Here is a 24,852-nt window from a genome sequence, read left to right as displayed (position 1 = left end):
AGATATGTTTAGAGGTTCTTTCTTTCGCCGGTCTTGAAGCTGAGCACACGCTCCCGCCCGTTGTATTTTACGGTCAGCTTGCCACCTTTAAGTGCTGTTATCGTGGCCAGGGTCACTTTTCCGTTTTTCCAAGTCATGTCCACCCGGTAGTTGCCACGGGCCTTCAAACCGCTCACCGAGCCTGCCGGCCACGCCTCGGGCAGTGCCGGAAGCAGCTCCATCAGCGTGCCGTCACTCTGCACGAGCATCTCGCACACTCCGGCTGTACCTCCGAAGTTGCCGTCTATCTGGAAAGGCGGATGGGCGTCAAACAAGTTGGGATAGGTGCCTCCGGCCGGCCGGTGTTTGGGATCGTTGTAGTTGGCCGGCCTGACGTATGTGAGCAGTTTGCGCAGCATTTGGTAAGCCTTGTCCCTGCGGTGCAGTCGTGCCCACAGACTGATGCGCCATCCGGTGCTCCATCCGGTGGAGTTGTCGCCCTTTATCTCCAATGTCTTGATGGCGGCATTGGCCAACTGCGGTGTGTGGTACACCGAAATCTGCTTAAAAGGATACACGCCGAGCAAGTGACTTTGGTGGCGATGATGCCAATCTTGGTCGTCCCAGTCGTAGTACCACTCTTGTAGATTGCCCCGTTTGCCTATTTTATAAGGAGCGAGGTGGTCGAGTGACGACCGCAGCTGTTGCCGGTAACCGGCATCTATATTGAGAATTTCGGCCGCCCGGAGGGTGTTGGTGAAGAGTTCCCTGACGATGGCGAGGTCGCTTGTCCCTCCGTAAAACGTGCATCCCTGATATCCTTTGTCGTTGATGTATTCCGCTTCGGGCGACGTGCAGGGAGCGGTGATGAGTTCGCCCCGCTTCACCGGACTTTCCACGAGCCATCGGAGCATGAAGTCGGCCGCCCCTTTCATCAGCGGATAAGCCGTGTTGCGGAGATAGTGTGTGTCGCGTGTGAAGTCGTAGTGATCCCACAGTGTCTGCACGAGCCATGCTCCCCCCATGTTCCAGTTGCTCCACTTGGGACTTTCCTTACCCGTACCCACGGGGTTGGTCATGGCCCAGATGTCGCTGTTATGGCCTGCACACCACCCTTCGTCGATGCCGTAGTAGTGTGCCGCCGTGTGCCGTCCGGTAGCAGCCATTGCCCTCACAAGTCCGTCTACGGGCATCACCAATTCGCCGAGGTCGGTCATTTCGGCCGGCCAGTAGTTCTCTTCAAGATTGATGTTGATGGTGTAATTGCCCCGCCACGGGGAGTATTTCTGCGGTGCCCACAGCCCTTGCAAGTTGGCAGGTACCCCCGGTGTGCGTGAGCAGGAGATGAGCAGATACCGTCCGTATTGCATGTAAAGCATTTCGAGATAGGGATTCCGCTCTCCTTGGTCACTGTAAGCCATGAGCTGTTCTTCGGTGGTGCGGCTGTAGTTGGGCTTTGCCCCGCTGAGGGTGAACTTGAATCGATCGAACAGCCTTTTGTAATCGGCCACGTGGCGTTGCCTGCACTCATTATAGGTGATGTTCTCCGTGTGCCAAATATCGTCCGTGGCTTTGGCCAAATAGGGTGCTCCGGCGGTCACGGGATGCTTGTCAAACCCGTTGAAACTCGTCCGGTTGACGAAATAGACGGTCACTTCGGAAGCTCCGTTGACGGTCAGTGACGAGTCGGAGGCGGCCACCTGCCCATCGTCGGTCTTGACCTTTAGGATGGCGCAGAAGTGTATGCTTTGAAGCGGGTCGCCTATGGCGTGCCCCGTCATGGTGAGTTGCCGGCCTGTCGCTTTCACCTGATGCGGGACTACTGAGGTTAGGGCCAGACGACAGTTGATGGCCCCCGACCGATTGGCCCTGAAGCGTATGGCAATGAGACTGTCGGGAGCCGAAGCGAAATATTCGCGGATGTAGGTGACGCCCCCTCTGTGGTAAGTGTCGCTGCAGACGGCACTGTCAATGTCGAGGCTGCGCTTGAGTTCTCCGAAATCCTCTCCGGAACGCCCTTCTGCCGGCGATGCGTTGAGGTCGGTGAGGGTGAGTAGAGCCAACGACTGGTAGTATTCGGAGTTGTGCCCCTGCACAAGATGTTGCAGAATGTCGGCATTCTTGTAGTTGCCTGCAAAGAGTTCTTTTCTGATGACCGGTATCCAGCGGTGTGCATCGCCCCCCTCGTTGAGCTCGACAGGCTTTCCGGTCCATAGCGTGAGGTCGTTGATGTAGATGGAGTCGGTGTCGGCACCTCCGTAGACGAGGGCCCCAAGTCTTCCGTTGCCGATGGGCAGGGCCTCTTCAAAGGCGGTGGCCGGCCGGTTGTACCAAAGTTTCAGCGGAATGTCGTTGCCGGCATACAGGCACGAGGTCGATGCCGACAGCAAGACGGTCAGTAGAAATCTGAATGCTTTCATGTCGTTGATGTAGAAAGAAAAATCCCCTCTCATGCCGGGTAGCGGTCGGGCAGCGGCCGGCACACGTGCCGATTGCCATGCCCTTGCCGATTCCGGTAGGAGAGGGGATTGCCGTTATGTTATGCGTCGATGTTGGCGTAGGTGGCGTTCTTCTCGATGAACTCGCGGCGCGGTTCCACGTCGTCGCCCATGAGCATGGAGAATATCTCGTCTGCCTCAGCGGCATTTTGTATGTTCACCTGTTTGAGCAGACGCGTTGCCGGATCCATTGTTGTCTCCCAAAGCTGCTCAGGATTCATTTCGCCGAGACCTTTGTAGCGCTGCGTGTGGAGTGCCTTGTCGTCTTCGCGCCCTTCCACATACTTGTCGATGAACGCCTGTCGCTGCTGCTCGGTGTAGCAATATTCGCTCGCCTTCTTGTAGGTACACTTGTAGAGTGGCGGCGTGGCGATGTAGAGGTGTCCCTCCTCAATGACTTTAGGCATAAACCGATAGAACAGCGTCATGATGAGCGTGTCGATGTGAGAGCCATCGACATCGGCATCGGTCATGATGATGATCTTGTCATAGCGCAGTTTGTCGATGTTGGCTTCTCGGTCGTCTTCGCCTTCCACGCCGAAGCGCACGCCAATGCTCTGGATGATGTTCATCACCGATTCGGCCTCGAAGACCCGGTGCCACTGCACTTTCTCCACGTTGAGAATCTTTCCCCGCAGCGGCAGGATGGCCTGCGTGTAGCGGTCGCGGCCCTGCTTGGCCGAACCGCCGGCCGAGTCACCCTCCACGAGGAATATCTCGCAGTCTTTCGGGTCTTTGTTGGAGCAGTCGGCGAGCTTTCCCGGCAGGCCGCCACCACTCATCACACTCTTGCGCTGCACGCTCTCGCGGGCTTTTCGGGCCGCGATGCGGGCTGTGGCGGCCAGCACCACTTTCTCGCAAATCTTCTTGGCCTCAACGGGGTGTTCCTCCAAATAGTTGTTCAGTGCCTCGCCCACAGCCTGCTGCACGGCACCTGCCACCTCGCTGTTGCCCAGCTTGGTTTTGGTCTGTCCCTCAAACTGTGGTTCGGCCACCTTGATGGAGATGACAGCCGTGAGCCCCTCCCGGAAGTCCTCACCGGCTATTTCTATCTTGGCTTTTTCTATCTGCTTGGATATCTGTGCATCGTTGTCGGCGTAGGCCTTCAGCACGCGCGTCAGGGCAGCGCGGAAGCCCGTGAGATGGGTGCCGCCCTCGATGGTGTTGATGTTGTTGACGTAGGAGTGGATGTTCTCGCTGTAGTCGGTGTTGTACATGATGGCCACTTCGATGGGCACACCCTGCTTCTCGGTCTTGAGATAGATCACATCATCGAACAAGTGTGTGCGATGGCGGTCCACATAGCGTACAAACTCCTTGAGTCCCTGTTCGGCGTGGAACACCTCTTCACGTGTCTTGCCCTCCTCGTCGGGGCGCAGGTCGCGCAGCGTGATGCGGATGCCGGCGTTGAGAAAGGCGAGCTCGCGCATACGGCTGGCTATGATGTCCCACTTGTAGACCGTGGTGGTGAACACCGTGGGGTCGGGCCAGAACTGCTGGCGGGTGCCCTGGCGGTCGGTCTCGCCCACCACCTTCACGGGATAGAGGGGCTTACCCTTTTCGTACTCCTGCTGGTAGATCTTGCCGTCGCGGAAAACTTGGGAGAGCATGTGCGAAGACAGGGCGTTGACACAACTCACACCCACACCGTGAAGGCCACCGCTCACCTTGTAGGAGCCTTTGTCGAACTTGCCGCCGGCGTGGAGGACGGTCATCACCACCTCCAGTGCGCTCTTGTGGAGCTTCTTGTGTTCGTCCACGGGGATGCCTCGGCCATCGTCTTGCACGGTGATGGAGTTGTCCTCGTTGATGGTGACCTCAATGTTCTTGCAGTATCCGGCCATCGCCTCGTCGATAGAGTTGTCAACGGTCTCGTTGACCAGATGGTGCAGACCTTTTTCGGAGATGTCGCCAATGTACATTGCAGGGCGCTTGCGCACTGCTTCAAGTCCTTCAAGGACCTGAATGTTACTGGCCGAATAGTTATTCTCGGTGTTAAGATTTTCTGCCATTTTCAGATAAGTGTTATTACCTTGCAAAGGTACTAAAAAAATGGCAGACGGGAAAACATATTGTTGCTAAAAAATCACAAAATGACAAGGCTGCAATTCGCGGAGAATTGCAGCCTTAAAGCTATGAATCGTACAAGCCGGCGCAGTTAACCCAGCTTGTTGATGTGCAGGCAGAGGCTGGACTTGATGTTGGCGGCCTTGTTCTTGTGGATGATGTTGGTTTTGGCCAACTTGTCCAGAAGTTTTTGTACAGCAGGATAAAGCTTAGCAGCCTCTTCCTTGTCAGTTAAACCGCGGAGTTTGCGTACAGCATTACGCATCGTCTTTGCATAATATTTATTGTGCAAAGCCTTTTTCTTGTCCTGGCGGATTCTCTTGAGTGATGATTTGTGATTTGCCATCTTTATTTGCTTCTTTTATTTTCTTGGTAGTCCCTAGCAGAGTCGAACTGCTCTTTAGAGAATGAAAATCTCTCGTCCTAACCGATAGACGAAGGGACCAAGCTTCTCATTTTGCGGGTGCAAAGTTAAGACTTTTAATTCATCCTGCCAAATTTTCCTGCATGATTTTTCTCTAAACGGTTGATTTTTTGTAATTTTGCCCCTCTATGTTGGTTAAAACGAAGGCCATAGTGCTTCATTCCATCAAATTAGGTGAGTCGAAGACCATCGTCGATATGCTCACCGAGCGGCAGGGACGCGTGTCGTTTGTCTGCCGGATAGCCTCGTCGGGCAAGGCCAAAATCAAGAAACAGTTTTTCCAGCCTCTCACGCTGCTCGAACTGGAGTATGACTCGCGGCCCGGCCGGACGCTCCGCCACATCGGCGACATCCGCATTCTCACGCCTTTCCGCACGCTGCCTTTCGATGCTTTCAAGCTCTCGATAGCACTCTTTCTGGCTGAGTTCTTATATTATAGTACGCGCGAAGAACAGGAAAATGAGCCACTCTTCGCCTACGTGGAAAACAGCATCTTGTGGCTCGACGGGGCCGAACGGGCCTACGCCAACTTCCATCTCGTGTTCATGATGCGCCTCTCGCGCTTCATCGGCTTCTTTCCCAATCTTGACGACTACCGCCCCGGCGACTATTTCGACCTTCGCGAAGGGTTCTTCTCCGTCCAACCGCCCCTCCATACCGACTTTCTCCAGCCTGCAGAATCGGCCACGCTCAGACAGTTCATGCGCATGAACTACGAGACGATGCGTTTCTTCCGTCTCTCTCGCGACGAGCGCAACCGCTGCGCTGAGGTGGTGATGACCTATTACCGGCTCCACATTCCAGGTTTTCCGGAGCTCAAAAGTTTTCAGGTGGTGAAAGAACTTTTCGTGTGATTTTGTTTTTTCGTTGTCGTGACGGTGGATTTCCAACAAGAAGAATATATGACAAATCATAGCTCGTTTTTATAGGGCAAATAGCTCGGAAAAGTGCTTCCGTCTCCTCTTGAAATCCCTTCTTTTTATTCTTTTCATCCTTCGGGCCTGCTCGTTCGGCCCGAACGGGAAGCTCGCACGGGCCATTTCACCGTGCGAAACAGGCTCCGCTGTGTCCTCATTCGGGCCGATCGAGAGGTCTTTTTCGTTGTTTGGAGGTGTCAAGAAAATACAAGTTGTTGAGTGCCTGCATTTTAGAGGTGGTCTCATTTTTGCGTTATTTCCATCTGCAGGGTGTTTCGTTGCAAATTCGCCAAACCTGAGGGCGGTTTTCGATGAAATATTTTTAATAAATGGATGTGCCTGAACACGTGCATGAAAAAAACTTCCGTTTTTCTCGGTACTTTTCCGATTCTTTCTTGTCTAACCTTCCGAAAGTGCCCCCTTGGGGGCGGCGAACCTTGAAAAATAGCTGAACGGCGGATAAATAAGAATGTCGCAGAACGCGATGTTAGCGTCGGCAAATTTCGCGGATTGTGCGGATGCAGCCGTGGTTTCCATACACCGACAAAGCCGATAAACACGTAACCGCCGGCATATAAAGCTGTGAAGAAATGCAATCAATAACTAACCTAATCAATCGCTGTTATGACAGTACATCTAAACCTTAAGTATCTTTTGACAGTTTTGCTGTCGTGCCTGTTCGTGCTGTGTGCCCATGCACAGACACAGACGGTGACCATCAATGTGAAGAAAGCCTCGCTCAGGCAAGTGTTCAAGGCGATAGAGGCCCAGACCACCTATCGCATCTCCTATCGCAACGAGTTGATAGACAACCGTTCCGATGTTACCATCCAATGCACCAACGCCCCCGTGGAGCGCGTGCTCAACGATGCCTTGAAAGGCCGCAAGTTGAGTTTTGTGGTGGTTTCGTCCCACTCCATCGTCATTTCCGACCGCAAAGACGCTGCCGTTTCCCAACCCTCGGGTCCGGGCAACACCATCAGCGGAGTGGTGAAAGATGATGCCGGCGACCCCATTGTGGGTGCCACGGTGAAGGTGAAAGGCACCAATAACGGAGCCATCACCGATATCGACGGACAGTTTACCGTTGAGGCGCCGCAGGGCAGCACCATTGTGGTGTCATACGTGGGCTTCTCCGACCGCGAACTGCGCGCCTCCCGCAACATGGACATCACGATCACGGAAGATACCAAGGCACTCGACGAAGTGGTGGTTGTGGGCTACGGCACCATGCGCCGGGCCGACATGACGGGAGCCATCTCCTCGGTCAACACCAGCGAACTGGCCAAGCGCACCACCACCAATCCCGCCGAGGCCCTGCAAGGAAAGATTGCAGGCGTGAGCATCATGAAGAGCGGCGGCAATGCCGGAGCCGGCATGAGGGTGAAAATACGCGGTGTGAAGACCTTCGGGGACAATGCACCGCTCTACATCATAGACGGTTTTCCGGGCGACATCGAGAACGTGAACCCGCAGGACATCGAGTCTATGCAGGTGCTGAAAGACGGTGCTGCGGCTGCCATCTACGGTTCGGTGGCCGCTAATGGCGTGGTGCTCATCACCACCAAGAACGGCAAGCGTGGCGACCTCAAGGTGGATTTCCACTCCTACATGAGCCTCACCTCCATCTCCAAAAAACTGGAGATGCTCAATGCTGCCGAATACAAGCAGGTGCACAAAGCCATGTATGACAACTACAATGCCCAAAATCCTGCCAACCCCGTGACATTGCCCCTCTATCTGAGCAAGGACACGGGGGTGGACACCGACTGGCAGGATGCTGTGGAGCGCAACGGACTCTCGCAGAGCTATATGGTGAGCCTGCGGGGAGGGTCGGACAAGGCACTCTACTCCGTGTCCTACAACCATGCCTACGACAAGGGCATCTTCAGGGGCAACGACTACCGGCAGGACAACGTGCGCATGAAGCTGCAGATGAAGAAAGCCTTTATGACCTTCGATGCCAATCTCAACTTCAAATACACCGACAGCCACCAGCCCCAGTATTCGCTCAAAGAGATGTATATGCTTTCTCCCCTCTTGCCTATTTATAATAAGGAAGAACGCTACGGTTTCGGACTGACCAACTTCGACGGACTGCCCAACAACCGCAACATCATGGCCGATCTCCACTATCGGAAGGCCGACGACCGGGCCTATCACACGGATGCCAACATCGCTGTCACGTTTGACATTGCCCCCTGGCTCTCGTTTAAGACGAGCTACTCCTATCGTGGCGAGCACGGACGCTCCTCCTACCATGCCCCCGACTATATCGCCGACATCAAAGGCAAGAACGAATATCCCCTCAACTCCTCCGGTTCGTCCTATTGGGAGGAGCAGCTGTGGGACAATGTGCTGAGCATGAACAAGGTGTTTGGCCACCATAAGGTGGATGCCATGGTGGGTTCGTCGGTCACCGGCCGCAAATACACTTGGGACAACGTGTCGGTCGAGGGCAAGACCATCGTCTATAAAGTGGAAAAAGGCAAGCTCGTGACCATGGAGAAACCTGCAGGTTTTCTCTCGCCCGACTTCGAGACCATCAACGCCGGCAAGGGCGGCACCTTCAGCGGCAGCGGTTCCAACTGGAAATACAACCGGGTGTCGTTCTTCGGTCGACTCAACTACAACTATGCCGACCGCTATCTCATGCAGTTCACCATGCGCACCGACGGTTCGTCCAAGTTTGGCAGTGGCAGCCGTTGGGGCACCTTCCCCTCCATGGCCGTGGGCTGGAGAGTCTCCGAAGAGCCTTTCTTCCCCAAGCACACAGCCGTGAGCAACCTGAAGCTCCGTGGCAGCTGGGGACGTTTGGGCAATGAGAATGCACTGGGCTACTACGACTTCTTGGCCCTGATCTATAACAACAACACGATGTATCAAGGCTCCGTGCGCGGCACGGGAGGCACGGCACGGCCCGGAAGCATAGCCTCCGAACTGGAAAACCGTGACCTCAAGTGGGAGACAACCGACACCAAAAACCTCGGAGTCGACTTTGGTTTCTTCGACAACCGGCTCTCGGGAAGCCTCAACTACTATTATAATGAAACCAGCGACCTGCTCATCACCAAGCGGCTTGCACCCAGTACGGGGCTCGACAGTCCGGTGCTCAATGTGGGCAAGATGCGCAACACAGGCGTTGAATTGGAACTGAACTGGACACACAGCGTCGGCGGTTTGCAGTACAATCTGGGTTTCAACCTCTCTACGGTAAACAATAAGGTGATCGAACTGGCCGACGCCTCGCAGGTGCTCTATGGCGAAGGACTCAAATTTGGGGATGAACATTTCCCCACACAGACCCGGGTGGGCAAGCCCATCGGTGCTTTCTATCTCTATCAGGCACAGGGCATCTTCAACTCGGAGGATGAGGTGAAGGCTCATGTGAACAGCGAGGGCAAACTCCTCCAACCCGACGCCCGGCCCGGCGACATGCGCTTTGCCGATGCCAATGGCGACGGTGTGCTCGATGAAAACGACAAGGTGTATTCCGGTTCGGGTATTCCCAAGGTGGAAGCCAACATCAACTTCGATGCCGCCTACAAAGGCGTGGACTTCTCTTTTGTGCTGGGCAGCGGCTGGGGACACAAACTCTACAACGGCAACAAGTATTTCTATGAGGCCATGAACTCCGGTTCCAACATGCTCAAGTCTACCCTTCGGGCATGGACACCGGCCAACATGAATACCGATGTGCCCCGGGCCGTGTATCAAGACCCGTCGGGCAACAGCCGCGAGTCTACCCGTTTCCTCGAAAAGGGCGACTTCGTGAGACTGCGCCAAGTGCAGTTGGGCTACACCTTCCCCACCGTGCTCACACGCAAGATATACATGGACAAGGTGCGCCTTTACGTCAGTGCCGAGAATCTCTTTACCATCACCGGATACGACGGAATCGACCCCGAATTCTCGCGGGCCAGTGTGCTCAACACGGGCATTGACAAGTTCGTCTATCCCTTCACCCGCTCGTTCACCCTCGGAGCCCAGATTACATTCTGACCGTGGGAGGCAGACAATACCATCATTTAAAACAACGAATCCATTATGAAAAAGATAGTATGTATAACGGCCGCCTGCATGGCTTTAACCCTGACGGCCTGCGATGATTACCTGACGGTGAGTTCACCCGACAATCTCACCTCCGAATCTTTCTGGAGAGACAAAACCGATGTGGAGGCGGCAATCTCGGCGGCCTACTCGCAACTCTATTTCATGGACAGCAGCAAGGACAAATGGACCATGTGTGAAGTGTTGTGGCCCGTGGAAGCCTACCGGGAAGACCTCGTGAAACCGGGCAACGATGCCATGAACTACCAAAACTGGGTGGAACTCTACAATTTCACCTATACCAACGGCAATTCCCAGTTCTCCAACTATTGGCGACATCTCTATCGTGGGGCCAACTTCGCCAGTCAGATATTGGAAAAGATGGCCAAGGTTCCGACCGACAAACTCTCCGAAGACGAGCGCACCCGGTTGCAGGCCGAGGCCCACTTCCTGCGTGGGTACTACCACATGCGGCTGCTGCTCAACTGGGAACAGATCATCATTCGCGACAAATACATCACTTCGGGCGACCGTGCAGCCCTCGACAAGGCACTCTCCGCGCGTCCCGACTGTTGGGACTTTGTCATCGGCGAACTCCAAGCGGCTACGGCACTTCCCAAGGCCTACGGACCCGATGATGTGGGACGGGCCACCAGTGGCGCCGCTTATGCCTATTTGGGCTGGGCATGGCTCACCCGTGCGGCCGAGGAAAAGAAGACCGAATATCTCACCAAGGCGGTGGAGGCCTTTGACAAGGTGACGGGCTATGAACTGGTGGGCGACTTCGCAAGCATGTTCAACGGACAGGACAAGAACTCCCGCGAATCGATATTCGAGGTACAGTTCACCCTCAATGATGCCAACGGGGCCAACTACCGCACCCAAATGCACCGCTGGATAGGGTGCAGTGAGCTGAAGGGATGGGACGAGATTCTGCCCTCGAAAGCGTTGATGGATGAGTATATGAAGGAAGGTCAGACGGCTCTCAACGGCCTTTATGACAACCGGCTCTATAACACAGTCTTCTATCAGTGCGACTATTGGAACGATGCCTCGGGCCGTGTGTATGGCAAGAAATATGACGACTGGTTCCGCAACGACGGTGGGGCCTACAACCGGCCGGCCTTCCGCAAGTTTATGCCGGCCACGATAGAGGGGCTGGAGCAGGACAATACGGCCATCAACATCCCGCTGATGCGCTATGCCAACGTGCTGTTGATGAAGGCGGAAGCACTGAACAATCTCGGTGAGACGGCCAAGGCCATCACACTCATCAACGAAGTGAGGAAGGTGCATGGCAACATGCCGCCCATGCAGGGCACCGGACAGAGTGAGGTGCAGGCCCAGATAGAGCACGAACGGGCCATAGAATTCCCTTTGGAGAATCTCCGCTTCTATGACCTGCGGCGTTGGGGCAAGCTCGGAGCGGTACTCAAAGCCGACGGGCGCACCAATTTTGATGAGGCCACGAATTCGTTCTATCCCGTTCCGCAGACCGAGATCAACTCCAACGGACTCGTCAACTGACTATAAGAACCAACACAATGCTTCAAATAATTTGCGTGATGCTTGGCGGTGTCGGCGTGGGCTATGTGCTCCGCCGGCACTCCTTGAAAATCATTCCCCGTCTTGTAACCTTTTTAATATGGCTGCTGCTGTTCTTCCTCGGCATGGAGGTGGGCGGTAACCAAAGGCTCATTCGTGGAATTAGCACGCTCGGTGCCGAGGCTTTGTTGCTCACTTTAGGGGGTGTTGTCGGCAGCACGTCGCTGGCTTGGGGGCTTTGGGGCATCGTCATGCGGAAAGGGCAGGCCCATGAAAGGTAGTCTGACCATTATTCTGTTTTTCATCCTCGGCATTGCGGTGGCCCTTGCCGGCATCGCTCCCCGGTGGGTAGTTGAGAGCGACGTGAGCTATTATGCGCTCTGTCTGTTGATGTTCTGTGTGGGTATCACGATAGGCTGCGACAGTCAAGTGCTTGGAAAGTTCCGCCAACTTGATCCCAAAATCATGCTGTTGCCTTTACTGACGGTGCTCGGAACGCTTGCCGGCTGTGCGGCGGTGGCATGGCTGCTGCCCGAAAGACACCTTGCCGGTTGTCTTGCCATCGGTTCCGGCTTCGGCTATTATTCACTCTCAAGTATTTTCATCACCGAGATGAAAGGGGCCGAATTGGGCACCATCGCGCTCTTGGCCAATATCATGCGCGAAATCATCACGCTGCTCTGTGCCCCTTTGCTGGCCCGTTGGTTCGGACCGTTGGCCCCCATCTCGGTGGGCGGGGCAACCTCTATGGATACCACACTGCCCATCATCACCCGTGCTGCGGGGGAAGAATACTCCGTGGTGGCTGTCTTTCATGGTGTGGCGGTGGATTTCAGCGTCCCGTTTCTCGTTACATTTTTCTGCACTTTATAGTTCCATCCATTCATCTGTTTCTATAATGACTGAACGTTTGACCTTTTTTTTGGCCGTGCTCCTGTTTCCTTTGTGCAGCATGGCCGATGCCCGACCGTGGCAGAATCCGCATGTTTCGGCCCTCAACCGAGAGCCCATGACGGCCCATTTTATACCTTATAAAAATGATGTTTTGGCTCTGTCGCGCCTCGCGATGGGCGATGCAGAGCGTCTGAAATGCGACCCTCGGGCCGAACGGCGCATATCGCTTGACGGCACTTGGAAGTTTCTTTACTCGCGCAATGAGCGGCTCGTGCCCGACGGTTTCTTCCGCCCCGGTTTCGATGTGCACTCGTGGAGCAACATCCAAGTGCCCGGCAGTTGGGAGTTGCAGGGCTTCGATGCCCCCATCTATACCGATGTAAGCTATCCCTTCCCGGTGAATCCGCCTTTCGTGCCGGCCGACTATAACCCCGTGGGAGCATACGTGCGCGAGTTTGAAGTGCCTGAGGAGTGGCATGGGATGGACATTTTCATCGACTTTGAAGGCGTGGAGTCGGCTTTCTATTGTTGGATAAACGGGCACTTGGTGGGTTATAGCGAAGACAGCCGTTTGCCTGCCCATTTTAACATCACGCCCTACCTGAAGTCCGGTTCCAACCGGTTGGCCATGAAGGTGTACAGATATAGCGACGGTTCTTACCTCGAAGATCAGGACTACTGGAAATACAGTGGCATTGAGCGGAGTGTCTTCTTGCAGGCGCGCCCGGCCTATCGGCTACACGATTTCCGCCTTGTGGCCGGTTTGACAAACGGATATAAGGACGGCGAACTGTCACTTGACGTGTTTACCAAGGGCCAGCGGCGCGGGTGCTCGGTGGAGGTGAGTGTGCTCGATGGGGACAATCGTGCTTTGCTTCGGTTTTCCCATAGAGCCAAAGGACCGGCCGATTCCGTGTTTTCCATCCGACCGACCCTGCGGGATATCAAGCTTTGGAATGCCGAAACGCCCCACACCTATCGGCTGCTTATCACGACGCGTGACGGCAAAGGCAAAGTCACGGAGGCGACCGTACACACCTTCGGCTTCCGGACGGTGGAAATCACCAACGGTCAACTGCTCGTCAACGGGGTGGCCGTCAAGATAAAAGGAGTGAACCGGCACGAACACGATCCGCTCACGGGGCGCACTATCACCGTGGAGAGTATGCTCGAAGATATTCGTCTGATGAAGCAGACTAACATCAATGCCGTGCGCACGTCGCACTATCCGAACCGCCCGGAATGGTATGACCTCTGTACGAAATACGGACTTTACCTCGTCGATGAGGCCAATTTGGAAAGTCATGGCATGGAAAACTCCCCTCATCCCACCTTGGCTGACAACGAAGACTGGACTGATGCTTTCCACCAGCGCATGTACCGCATGATGATGCGCGACCGGAACGCCACCTCCGTCATTATTTGGAGTCTGGGTAACGAGTCGGGCTATGGCCCGCTCTTCGAGCGCAACTACGCAATGGCCAAACGGCTCGACCCCACCCGGCCCGTTCAGTATGAAGGGGGAGGATATGAAGGCAAATCAGACATCTACTGTCCCATGTACGCTCGGATTTGGGCTTTGCGCCGACATGTGAACCGGCGGGATGCCCGTCCGCTCATCCTGTGTGAATATGCGCACGCCATGGGTAACAGTGTGGGCAATCTGCAAGACTATTGGGATCTCATCAACCGCTACGACCAGTTGCAAGGGGGCTTCATCTGGGACTGGGTGGACCAGACATTCGAGCGGCGCGACAGTGCCGGCAACCACATTTGGGCATACGGGGGTGACTTGGGTTTTGTAGGGGTCGAGAACGACTCCAACTTCTGTGCCAACGGTTTGGTGGCTGCCGACCGCACCCCGCATCCGCACATCAGCGAGGTGAAACGGGTGTATCAGAACATTCATTTTGCCCCGGAGCCTTTCACGCCCAATCGGGTCAGGGTGCGCAATGCGTTTGACTTCACCTCGCTTGCCGGCTACGAACTGCACTGGGAGGTGAAGCGCGAGGGGCGCATTGTGAGTCAAGGCGTGTGCGATTTCCCGTTGGTCAAGCCACACGGGGAGGCCACGTTGCCGATACCTTTTGCCTGTGACACGACCTTGCCCGGTGAACATTTCCTCACTTTACGGGCTGTCACTAAACACGCCTCAGGTCTGCTGCCCAAGGGATATGAAGTAGCCAATGCGCAGTTTGCGCTTCCCACGGAGGCCCCGGGTTTGCCCCCGACAGTCCCGGAAGGCGGCCCCTTGAAGCTGACAATCAAGGGCGATGCCGTCACCGTGGCCGGGGACGGATTCTCCGCCGCTTTCTCCCGTCAAAGCGGCCAACTCGTCTCGCTCCGTTACGCCGGACGGGAGATGCTGATGCAAGGACCCAAGCCCAATTTCTGGCGACCCTTGACCGACAACGATGTGGCCAACGGCACATCTGTGCGTTGTGGCACGTGGAGGCAGGCAGGTGAGGAAATGCGGCTGAAAAGTATGGAGGCAACGGCCGGCAAATCATCGGCCAGCATCAAAGTCTCCTACGACATGCCCCGGCAGGAGGCACGCACCGACATGGAATATACGGTTGATGCAGGTGGCAATGTGCGTGTCACGATGCACTTTGTTCCGGGAAACAAACCACTGCCCGAGATGCCCCGTTTGGGCACAGCAATGCTGTTGCCTGCTGCTTTCGACCAAATGAGGTGGTACGGGCGCGGGCCACAGGAGAACTATGCCGACCGTAAGGAGTCGGCACTGGTGGATGTGTATGCCCAAAACGTGTGGGAGCAGTATCATCCCTACGTGAGAGCGCAGGAGACGGGCAACAAGTGTGATGTGAGGTGGGTGGAGATGACCGACCGGCAAGGGCAGGGCATCAGAGTCGCAGGCGACGAGGTGCTCAACGTGAGTGCATGGAATTTTCTCCAAGACGACATCGACTACATTCCCGCCAAGAAGACCCACCGGCATGGGGGAAGCGTGAATCGCAAGCCACTGGTGTGGCTGAACATCGACCACAGGCTCATGGGCGTGGGCGGTGACAACACTTGGGGGGCCGAGGTGCATCCCGAATACACCATTACGCCACGGGAGTGGAGATATTCTTACACCATAAGTCCTTTGAAATAACCGACTGAAGAGATGAAAAAGACCTTTCTGATAGTATGTGCCTGCCTGCTGACGATGCTCGGCGGGCGGGCGGAAAGCAAATCGGCTGGCGGCGGATTCACCCGCGACGACTACGCCGGCATCATTGATATAAGCCTCACGCCCACGGGACAGGAGAAGCAAATCGGATGTTTTACCGACCAAGGGGCGTGGATGGGCTTCACGCTTCCCGGCCGCGACAAGCCCGCGGGAGGCTTTTGCGGCCCTTTCAGCATCAATGGGCGGTGGTGGTTTGCCAAGTCGGCCTTGAGTCTGATGGCGGGCGGAAAGCCCTTGCCACACGAGCGTGCCGACTATGTGCCGGGCAAGATAGGCCTGTGTCTGAAGGCGGATGACGGCTGCGTGGAGGAACAGTTGCTGTTTGCCGATTCGCGCACGGCCTTACTCCATGTCACGAACACCGGTCGACGGCAACTCACTTTCTCGGCACTGGAGCCCCACCGGGCACTCACAGTGAGGAAGGAGGGCAACCATCTGGTGCTGGGTGGGCTGCCGGGTGAGACACTGATGTTGACCTTTCCGCCCTCTGCCGAATTGCGCGTGGCGGGCAACAACTACACGGCTACGCTGCCCCCGGGTCTCGGGGAGGCCGATATTGTGGTCTCCATGCTGCTGCCGGGCGACCGGCAGGAGGCGCAGAGGTGTTATGCCAACTCGCTCTTGGGTAACTACCGTGCGTGCGAAAACGACAATCTCGCACGCTGGAACGGCTATCTCAACAAGGTGTTGCGCCCAGACATGCCGACCGACTACAACCGCGTGGCCGTGAAAGCCGTCACCACGCTTGTTTCCAACTGGCGCTGCCTGCGCGGCGGACTGCTCCACGACGGCATTATGCCCAGTCATGCCGTGGGCTATTTCGTGGGCTGTTGGGCGTGGGACTGCTGGCGTTTTTCGGCTGCCATGGCATCGTTTTTCCCCGAATTGGCCAAGGATAACATACGCGTGATGTTCGATTATCAGCAGTCCGACGGTATGGTGATAGACTGCATCTATGTCGATCCGCGCGAAAACAATGCCCGCGACAGCAAGCCTCCTTTGGCCTGTTGGGCTGTAGACAGGGTGTTTGAGGCCACCGGCGACACGGCTTTCGTACGCGAGATGTATCCCAAACTGCTGCACTACTACCGCTGGTGGTATCGCCATCGCGACCACAATGCCAACGGCATCTGCGAGTTCGGTTCCGCCGACGGCACGCTTGAGGCGGCTGCATGGGAGAGCGGGATGGACAATGCCATCCGCTTCGACGGGGCCAAGATGCTGCACAATGGCGGGGCGGCATGGAGCATTGATCAGGAGAGTGTCGACCTGAATGCCTATCTGGCCTACGAGTACACCCTGCTTGGGAAGTTTGCCGCACTGCTCGGCATGGCTTTCGACGAGCCCGACCTGCGCGGGAAGGTCGCCGACTACTTCTTCGACGATGCGGAGGGTTATTTCTTCGACCGCCGACTGGCCGACGGCCGTTTCGTGCGCGAGCCCGGTTGTGAGGGCTACCTGCCTTTCTGGACGCGCATAGCCACCCGCGCCCAGTGGCTCAAGGCCCGCCGGTTGCTGGAAGATCCGCGCAAGTTTGCCACCTACATCCCCTTTCCCACCATCGCCGCCGACAACCCCAAATACGATGCCAACGGCTATTGGCGCGGCCCCATCTGGCTCGATCAGACCTACTATGCCATCGAGGCTTTCCGCAACTATGGCGAACCCCGCAAGGCCGATGGCTACACGCGCCGTGTGTTCGACAGGCTGCAAGGACTCTCGGGCGATGCCCCCATCTACGAAAACTACGATACTTTCACGGGCCGCCCGCTTCAGGCGTCCCACTTCAGCTGGAGTGCAGCCCACCTGTTGCTGCTCTATGAGCGTTACGGGAAGAAATGATATGCGGTTTCGCTTGTTTTATTGACCAATTCTTTATATCTTTGTCGCTGTCGGGGCTGCGTGTGCAGAAGAATCCGCCTGCCCGCATACGCTGCGAAGGGCGGCAGCCGACGATAAAGATAGCTGAAATAACATGACGGAAACAAACGAGGCATTGCTCATCCAACAGTTGAAGAAAGACTCACAGCAGGCTTTCCGGCGGTTGTATGACAAATATGCCGCCCGCCTCTATGCCTTCGGCATGCAGTACACCCACTCGCGGGAAAGTACGGAAGAATTGGTGGAAGACACGTTCATCTGGCTGTGGACCAACCGTCGCAGCATACGGCAGACCGAGACGCTCAAGTCGCTGCTCTTCATCCGTATGCGCCACTATCTGGTCAATGCCTACCGGGCCACGGTCAATGCGCCCGCCTTTGAGAGTTATACCGACTATCTGGGCCATCTCTCCGAGTCCTCGTCCGACAGGGTGGAGTATGATGACTTCCGGCGAATGTTCTTTGCGGCGTTTAGCCGGTTGCCCGAAACGCAGCGCCGAGTGGTGAGGCTGTCGCGGTTGGAGGGGAAGACCAATAAGGAGATTGCGTTGCAGCTCAACCTGAAAGAGCAGACGGTGAAAAACCAACTGTCGCTGGGCGTTAAGGCGTTGCGCCTGTCGTTGGGGACTCTTTACGTGTCGTTGGGATTCTTATATTTTGTTAATTGAAGGTACTTTTCGTCCTTTCCGTTGTTATAACTAACAAACAGAACTTTGGCAAGTCCGGCAGGAGTTAAAGGAGAAGTTCCTTGAGCGATAGCGAGAAAAGGAGTGACAGGGAGGAGTGCCTTGAGCGATAGCGAAAAAGACGACAGCTCTACTCCTCCTATTCTCCAAGGGAATCAAGCAATAAGGCTGTTGTCTTTTTTCGCTATCGCTCAAGGAACTTCTCCTAACGAGCGAAGTGAGTGCTAACTCCCTTTAACTCCTTTAACCCCTAAAATTGAGCTTGCGAAACTTAAATAACAAACAAAAGCAAAGAGAAATGGCCGAACTGGAAGATAAATATTTCAAAGGCGACCTCACCGTGGAGGAGTTGCGGGAACTGCGCCGGCAGGTCAATGCCACCGACGACGACGCGCTGGGCGAAGCCATGCGCCACCGGTGGATGGACGGCGACCTCTCCGAAGATGACTACACGGTTGCCACCCGCCCGATATGGCAGCGCATAGAGACAGCGACCCGGACTGCCGGGCACGACTGGCGCCGCCGTGCGTGGAAGTGGATGCAAGCGGCAGCTGTGTTTCTTGTACCCGTTTTGTTTTTCTCCACCTATTGGTTCTACCGGCAAGAGGCGGTGTCACCGACCGGTGTGGCCATTTTCCGCACCGATGCCGGAGGCAGAGCCACTCTCGTCTTGCCCGATGGTACGAGTGTGGTGCTCAACGAGCGGTCGAGGCTTTCCTATTCCCCGGCCGATTTCAACGGCACTTCGCGCCGGGTGAGCTTTGAGGGCGAAGCCTTCTTTAGCGTGGCCAAAGACAGTCTGCATCCCTTCTCCATCCGTGCCGAGGGGCTCGATGTGCGCGTCGTGGGCACGAAGTTCAATCTCTTTGCCCGCAAGGGTGTCGCCCTTTCGCGATTGTCGTTGGAGGAGGGCAAGGTGCTGTTCACCTCGCTTGCCTCCCACCGTCAGACTGCCGTTTGGCCCGGTCAGGTGGCCGTGCTCGACAAGCAGACGGGCCGCATCTCGGTGGAGCAGAAGCCCGAGGAGGTGAACGACGCCACGGCATGGCAGCGCAACGAACTTGTGTTCCGCAATGCGACGCTCCGTCATGTCATAGCTGTCATGGAAACCACCTACGGCGTGAAGTTCCGCTTCTCCGGCCGTCTCAACATGGATGATATTTTCACGGGCACCCTGCCGAGCAACAACCTCGGCGAAGGGCTCGAAATCATCAGGCATTCCTATCATGTCAGGGCCGAGCAACGCAATGGTGTGGTCACCATCACAAAATAAGTGCCTCGCTTTTCCGCCGTGGCACATCCTCCGGGCATCCGCCCTCTCGCCCTTTCCTCATACTGATGGCAGGGAAAATATACGACAAATTCTTGTCCGCTTTTATCGGTCAAATAGCGCGTAAAACTCCTCCTGCATCCTGCTAACATCCCCTCCATTTTGCCTTTTTGCCCTTTGCTTTTGTGAAACGGCCCGAATGAGAAGTTCGTTCGGGCCGTTTCGTCATCCAAAACAGCCTCTTTTGCATCCCCATTCGGCCCGTTTTAGGATCCTTTTCCGTCGTTGAATCGTGTCAAGAAAATACAAACCTCTGATTGCCATCCTTTTATGAATCCCTTCATTTTGCGTTTTTCCCATCCACCGGCACATTGGTTGTAAATTCGCCAAGCACAACCGCGTTTTTCGCTGAATTACCTTGACTAATTCCCCGTGCCGCACTGCATGAGCGGAAAGGCATAAGCAACCATTCGCTTCCTCCGCTCCATTCGTCGAATAACATGATTATCGCCGGCGAATTTTGCGAATTAAGCGAATCAGACGACTAAAATAAATTCGCCTCATTCGTATCATTCGCCGATAGTTTTTGGTCGGCGAATGGTATGAATGAGGCAGTAAGAAGGTGTTTATTGGATTTGCAATCCTCGTCACGGACTCTTTATTTTAACACTATAAAATAAAGGGATTGGTTTATTTATAGGCATTGTTCTGTCTGATGACGGTGGGATTCTGGTCTACCACATATTGGGGAATTGGTAGTAAGAATTGGTTGGCATTGGTAATTTTGCCATGCTCTTTAGAGCATTGATTGATAACGGTCATGGCTGTACCATGGCGCAGCAAATCAAACATGCGATGGAACTCACCTCCAAATTCCACTTGCTCCTCATGCTGCAAGGCTGCTTCAAGTGTATTGTAAGCTGTGGGATAGTTGGGGTCTCCATATCCGGGAAGTCCTGCCCTTGTGCGCACTTCGTTCATATATTTGGCCTCGCCTGTAGCCTCAGTCAGCATGAGCAATACATCAGCATAACGCAAGATTATGAAATTATTGTTTGCTGCCTCTGTCAGTTTGTCGAGTTCGGCCCCATTATCTCTCCATTTAACGAAAAATTTGTCAGCAATAAAATTTCCATTGGTGTTTGTATATCCGTTTTGCACAGTGGCTTCTCGTCGTGGATCTCCCTTTTCAAATGCTTGGTATAGATCTTCAGTCACTTGATTGGCCCCCATTCCCCAAGCTGTGACACATCGATTGTCAAGTGGGGCGAAAACAGCCCAATACTTGCTATAAGGATTTGATTTTCCACCGAGATATTGAACCTCAAATATAGACTCCCGACAGTTTTTATTTTTTGGATTCCATAACTTGGCATACTCAGTTTCAAGCGAAAATTTTCCATATTCTTTCATCAGTACCGTTTTGGCAGCCTCTTTGTTACCCATTGTGAGATAAACCTTTCCGAGTAGCACGTTAGCTGCGTCTGATGTTGCAGCACCTGCGAAACGTTCGCTGGTTTTTGGGGGGAGGTTGGAAGCTGCAAATTCTAAATCGTCAATAATGGCCTTGTAGATATCGGCGGTAGAGGTGCGGGCCATACCGTATGACTGTGCCACTGTCACGGGTACCAGCACCAAAGGTATATCGCCCCAAGCGCGTACCATATCGAAATAGTAGAGTGCACGGATGAATCTGCATTCGCCTTGTATCTGTTTCTTAGTGGAAAAGTCCGAGCCTTCCATCTTATTCAGCACATTGTTGATTTTAAACATGGCTTTGTAATAAGTATTCCAGAAATCGAGAACGATAGCATTAGCCGTTGTCAAATTCTGATGTTTGGTCAGTGCATATTTGTCATTGTAGTCACCTGCCGTTTCATTGCAGTAAGCATTGTCCGATGCACACTCCCCGAAATAGGAAGGTAGCGACTGGGGGCCGTAAATGGTATGTAGGGTAGCATAGACGGCATGCATAGATGTTGTGAAGTCCTCTTCCGTCTTGTAGTACCCGTTTTCATTGACCTGAGATTTGGGGGATAATTCAAGGAAACTGTTGCATCCGGAGAGCATGAGAGCGAGAAGGGATGCTATGATGTATTTTAATTTATTCATGATTTCACGGCTTAATAATTGTTTGAAAGAAAGTGTTGTGTTAGAAAGAGACATTCAATCCGAACGTAGCGCTGAACGGGGTAGGGTAGGCACCATAGTCATAGCCGACTCGGTAGCCACTTTGGAAGGTGGAGTTTTCAGGGTCGTAGTTGCGATAGTTGGAAAATACATGCACGTTTTCCAAATTGACATAGGCACGGAGTCCACTTAATCCTATTTGTTGTATGAGTTTTACAGGAAAGGTGTATCCCAAACGTATATTCTTGATACGGACAAAAGAGGCATCTTCTACCCAATAGCTTGTGCTTTGCCCACGCACACCGGTAGATACTGTTCTGGGCTTGGGAGTCATGCCGTCTCCGGGTTCTGCATCAGACCTCCAGTAATTGGCCACTGAAGCGTAGACATTGCGGTTTCCGTTGAATTCACCGAGAAAACGCGCATTCTGGTTCATTATCTCCCCACCTTGCGCGCCTGTGAGCATGAAAGAGAAATCGAAGCCCCGGTAAGAAAAAGTGTTTGTAAGTCCCCAAGTGAAGTTAGGCTGGTAGTTGCCAAGAATAGTTCGATCATTGGCATCTATTTTCTTGTTGCCGTCCACATCGCGCACCAATGGATCACCGGCTTCACTTCCTGCCGGAGCTGGTACGCCGTTGGCAATATCTTGGCTGCTTAACACGCCATCTATCTTGTAACCGTAGTAGCAACCGATGGGGTGTCCCACTTGGGTGATGGATAGTGCCGAATTGGTGTTGACGAGAATGGGCTCGTTATTGTTGCCCAGTTTCAAAACTTTGTTGCGATTGGCAGAGATATTGAAATCTGTTGTCCATGTAAATTTACCTACGAAGTTATGGGAAGTGAGATTGAACTCTACACCTTGGTTGCGAAGTGAGCCGATATTGTTGAGTGATGTCTCAAAACCGGTAATAACGGGGATGGGAACATTTAGAAGCAAATTGTTGGTTTTCGAATAATAAAGGTCGAGAGCGACATTCAGTCTGTTGTTGAGTATTGTTGCATCCAGTCCGAGGTTAACTTGCCATGTTTTTTCCCATTTTAAATCGGGTGACGGATTGGTAGAGGTGTACAGACCTTGAGCGATGGCTCCATTTACGACATAGGATGAATAACTGAGCAGACCTATGGAGCCATAGTTGTCAATCTGATTATTGCCTGTTTCTCCATAACTAAGGCGAATCTTGAGGTTGTCAAGCCATTTGAGGTTGTTTTTCAGCAAAGATTCTTCTGATAGTCTCCATGCAAGCGATGCTGAGGGGAAGTAGCCCCAACGACTGTTGGCTCCAAAACGTGAACAACCATCAGCACGAAGAGCGGCCGAAGCCAAGTATTTGCCTTGGTAGGCATAGGTTATACGAGACAGATAGGAAATTAAGCTCCATTGGGTTTCAGAGGTACTGCCGTTGTTCACTTTGCCGGCATTTAGCGTATGCACCATGTCATTGGGAAAATCGGTAGCCGACATATTGCTTACTTCGAGTGTCTGTTTTTGCATGGTGTAGCCGAGCAATCCCGTGACGGAATGCTCACCGAAGGTGTGGATATAATTGAGTGTGTTTTCCCATGCCCAGTTAAATTGGTGCAAAGTCTGATTGGATCCCGTTGCATGCACCCAACCTGAGTAGCCCCAATTTTGTCCTTCGTTCCAATAAGAGTTGAAGTGCATGTCTTCATTGTCGGCATTCAGCGCTGTGCGGAAAGTGAGTCCATCAATGATTTTCCAGTCAAGGTAGGTGTTAAGTAGTTGTGTGTTGGTTATGCGTTTTTTCGTCATCTCTCGGGTGAGGGAATAAGGATGCCAAAGTTGAAAACCATATTTGACAAAAGTATTCCAAATAGATTTTGGATCTTTGAAACCGAGACTTCCTGTTTCCACGTGTAATGGAAATATTGGATCACTTTGGCAAGCTAAAGATACAACATCAGATTTTCCGTTTAACCCGTTTGGGAAATCCTTACTACGGGTTAAGGCGAGTTTGATAGAGAGGGAAAAGCGATTATTGAATCGATGGTTTAAATTGCTGCGCACGCTGTACCTCTGATAAAATGTACGGTCTACGACACCATTTTGATCAAGAAAATTTCCGGAGACCATGAATTGTGTATTTTCACTACCTCCCATAACGCTGGCTTGAACATTGTGAGATTGTGCGGTGCGGAGCATTATATCTTGCCAATTAGTACCATTTCCAATACGGGTTAACCATTCGGGATCTGAAAATTCATCGGGCACGTAATAATTAGTCATACTTGATGAAGGCTTAAGATTTGGGTTGTTCAATTTTGCCGTATTGAAACTATTGGTACGTGCTGCTGTCTCGAAGTCAATCCATTGCCGAGCATCCATCAGATCTATTTTACGGATAACTTTTGATATGCCTGTTTCGTAGCTTATATCTATTTTAGTCCTTCCGGCCTTACCCGTCTTTGTTGTAATAAGAACTACACCATTGGCTCCTCTAGATCCGTAGATTGCAGCTGATGAGGCGTCTTTTAGTACCTCAATACTTTCTATATCATTGGGGTTGATGTTGTTCATTGGGTTACGATTAGCAGTCAACACGTTTCCTCCATTGGTGCCTGTAGAACTTGTATTGTCTTCTAGGGGTATGCCGTCAATAACATATAAAGGAGATGTCCCCGAGTTGATGGATGACATACCGCGCACTTTGATAGTAGGTGCCATTCCGGGTGCTCCCTGTGTTTGCGTGATGTTGACTCCTGATACTTGCCCTGCCATCGATTGTAGGGCATTTCCATAGGGCCGATTTTTAAGTTTATCGGCTCCAACGGCTGCTACTGCTCCCGTGAGATCACGTTTTTTTACAGTACCATAGCCGATGACTACAACATCGTCAAGTCCTTGGATATCAGGTTGCATAGTTGCATTTTCTCCGGCTCGTATCTGCATGTCTTTATAACCGGTATATGAAAGCTTGAGAGTTGTTCCCTTGGGGACGCTCAGGGCATAGTTTCCATCAAGGTCGGTGATGGTTGCGGACTGGCCGCCAACTTCTCTCACCGTGACTCCTATCAATGGTTCACCGTTTTCGTCTACAATGTGACCTTTTGTTGTGTTGTTTTGTTGAGTACTCATATTGAGTACTGTATTTTCGAAAGTGGGAAAAGAGGGTGCTTTGTCTGGCAAGGTGTGTGTTAAGGCATTGCCCATAGCCAAAGTGGTAATTGGAATACTTGTGAGAGTTCCTATTGTAATAAAAGAACTCAATGCTGCCATGTATATAGGCAGACATGTTTTGTGTTTGATTTCATGTTTCATAACCGTAATTTTAGTTAACCATATTGTTTA

At 53.4% G+C, this 24,852-nt stretch carries 14 protein-coding genes; 9 read left to right on the top strand and 5 right to left on the bottom strand.

Features of this window, described 5'->3' with window-relative positions; translation table 11 throughout:
- Positions 1-8: 8 nt before the first annotated feature.
- The 3 genes from HMPREF6485_RS01940 to rpsT form a co-directional block, all read right to left on the bottom strand.
- The gene (locus HMPREF6485_RS01940) at positions 9-2,399 is read right to left on the bottom strand and encodes a glycoside hydrolase family 95 protein (protein WP_044125724.1); all 2,391 of its coding nucleotides are present in this window, start codon (positions 2,397-2,399) and stop codon (positions 9-11) included.
- Between the two features lie 119 nt (positions 2,400-2,518).
- Positions 2,519-4,489, bottom strand: a complete 1,971-nt coding sequence (gene gyrB, locus HMPREF6485_RS01935) for a DNA topoisomerase (ATP-hydrolyzing) subunit B (protein ID WP_004341587.1) — start codon at positions 4,487-4,489, stop codon at positions 2,519-2,521.
- A 146-nt stretch (positions 4,490-4,635) separates the two neighbouring features.
- Positions 4,636-4,890: a 30S ribosomal protein S20 gene (gene rpsT, locus HMPREF6485_RS01930; protein WP_004341586.1), complete on the bottom strand. Its 255-nt coding sequence runs from the start codon at positions 4,888-4,890 to the stop codon at positions 4,636-4,638.
- Between the two features lie 206 nt (positions 4,891-5,096).
- Here rpsT and recO point away from each other — a divergent pair, with 206 nt between their 5' ends.
- The 9 genes from recO to HMPREF6485_RS01875 all read left to right on the top strand — a co-directional run bounded on the left by recO (position 5,097) and on the right by HMPREF6485_RS01875 (position 19,412).
- On the top strand, positions 5,097-5,822 hold the full coding sequence (gene recO, locus HMPREF6485_RS01920) for a DNA repair protein RecO (RefSeq protein WP_004344286.1): 726 nt from the start codon (positions 5,097-5,099) through the stop codon (positions 5,820-5,822).
- A 687-nt stretch (positions 5,823-6,509) separates the two neighbouring features.
- Entirely contained in the window at positions 6,510-9,887 is a 3,378-nt protein-coding gene (locus HMPREF6485_RS01910; protein WP_004344284.1) for a TonB-dependent receptor, read from the top strand.
- Between the two features lie 45 nt (positions 9,888-9,932).
- Positions 9,933-11,462: a RagB/SusD family nutrient uptake outer membrane protein gene (locus HMPREF6485_RS01905; RefSeq protein ID WP_004344283.1), complete on the top strand. Its 1,530-nt coding sequence runs from the start codon at positions 9,933-9,935 to the stop codon at positions 11,460-11,462.
- A 17-nt stretch (positions 11,463-11,479) separates the two neighbouring features.
- Complete coding sequence (locus HMPREF6485_RS01900; protein WP_004344282.1) at positions 11,480-11,761, top strand: LysO family transporter; 282 nt, start codon at positions 11,480-11,482, stop codon at positions 11,759-11,761.
- A complete protein-coding gene (locus tag HMPREF6485_RS01895; RefSeq protein WP_004341581.1) occupies positions 11,751-12,353 on the top strand; it encodes a lysine exporter LysO family protein in 603 nt (200 codons plus the stop codon). The genes HMPREF6485_RS01900 and HMPREF6485_RS01895 overlap by 11 nt, the downstream gene beginning before the upstream one ends.
- A gap of 25 nt (positions 12,354-12,378) precedes the next feature.
- Complete coding sequence (locus HMPREF6485_RS01890; RefSeq protein ID WP_004344281.1) at positions 12,379-15,495, top strand: glycoside hydrolase family 2 TIM barrel-domain containing protein; 3,117 nt, start codon at positions 12,379-12,381, stop codon at positions 15,493-15,495.
- A gap of 12 nt (positions 15,496-15,507) precedes the next feature.
- A complete protein-coding gene (locus HMPREF6485_RS01885; RefSeq protein ID WP_004344280.1) occupies positions 15,508-17,415 on the top strand; it encodes an MGH1-like glycoside hydrolase domain-containing protein in 1,908 nt (635 codons plus the stop codon).
- Between the two features lie 133 nt (positions 17,416-17,548).
- Positions 17,549-18,121 (top strand): RNA polymerase sigma factor, encoded by a 573-nt coding sequence (locus tag HMPREF6485_RS01880; RefSeq protein WP_004341577.1) that lies wholly within the window; start codon positions 17,549-17,551, stop codon positions 18,119-18,121.
- 316 nt (positions 18,122-18,437) lie between these two features.
- Positions 18,438-19,412 (top strand): FecR family protein, encoded by a 975-nt coding sequence (locus HMPREF6485_RS01875; protein WP_004344278.1) that lies wholly within the window; start codon positions 18,438-18,440, stop codon positions 19,410-19,412.
- Positions 19,413-20,099: 687 nt separating this feature from the next.
- Here the strand turns inward: HMPREF6485_RS01875 and HMPREF6485_RS01870 are convergent.
- A complete protein-coding gene (locus HMPREF6485_RS01870) occupies positions 20,100-21,521 on the bottom strand; it encodes a RagB/SusD family nutrient uptake outer membrane protein (protein WP_004344276.1) in 1,422 nt (473 codons plus the stop codon).
- Between the two features lie 40 nt (positions 21,522-21,561).
- On the bottom strand, positions 21,562-24,822 hold the full coding sequence (locus HMPREF6485_RS13300; RefSeq protein WP_004344275.1) for a SusC/RagA family TonB-linked outer membrane protein: 3,261 nt from the start codon (positions 24,820-24,822) through the stop codon (positions 21,562-21,564).
- Positions 24,823-24,852: the final 30 nt, after the last annotated feature.

Origin of the sequence: Segatella buccae ATCC 33574 (assembly GCF_000184945.1) — a bacterium.
In the GTDB taxonomy this organism is placed as follows: domain Bacteria; phylum Bacteroidota; class Bacteroidia; order Bacteroidales; family Bacteroidaceae; genus Prevotella; species Prevotella buccae.
This window is presented reverse-complemented; position numbering and strand designations above follow the sequence as displayed.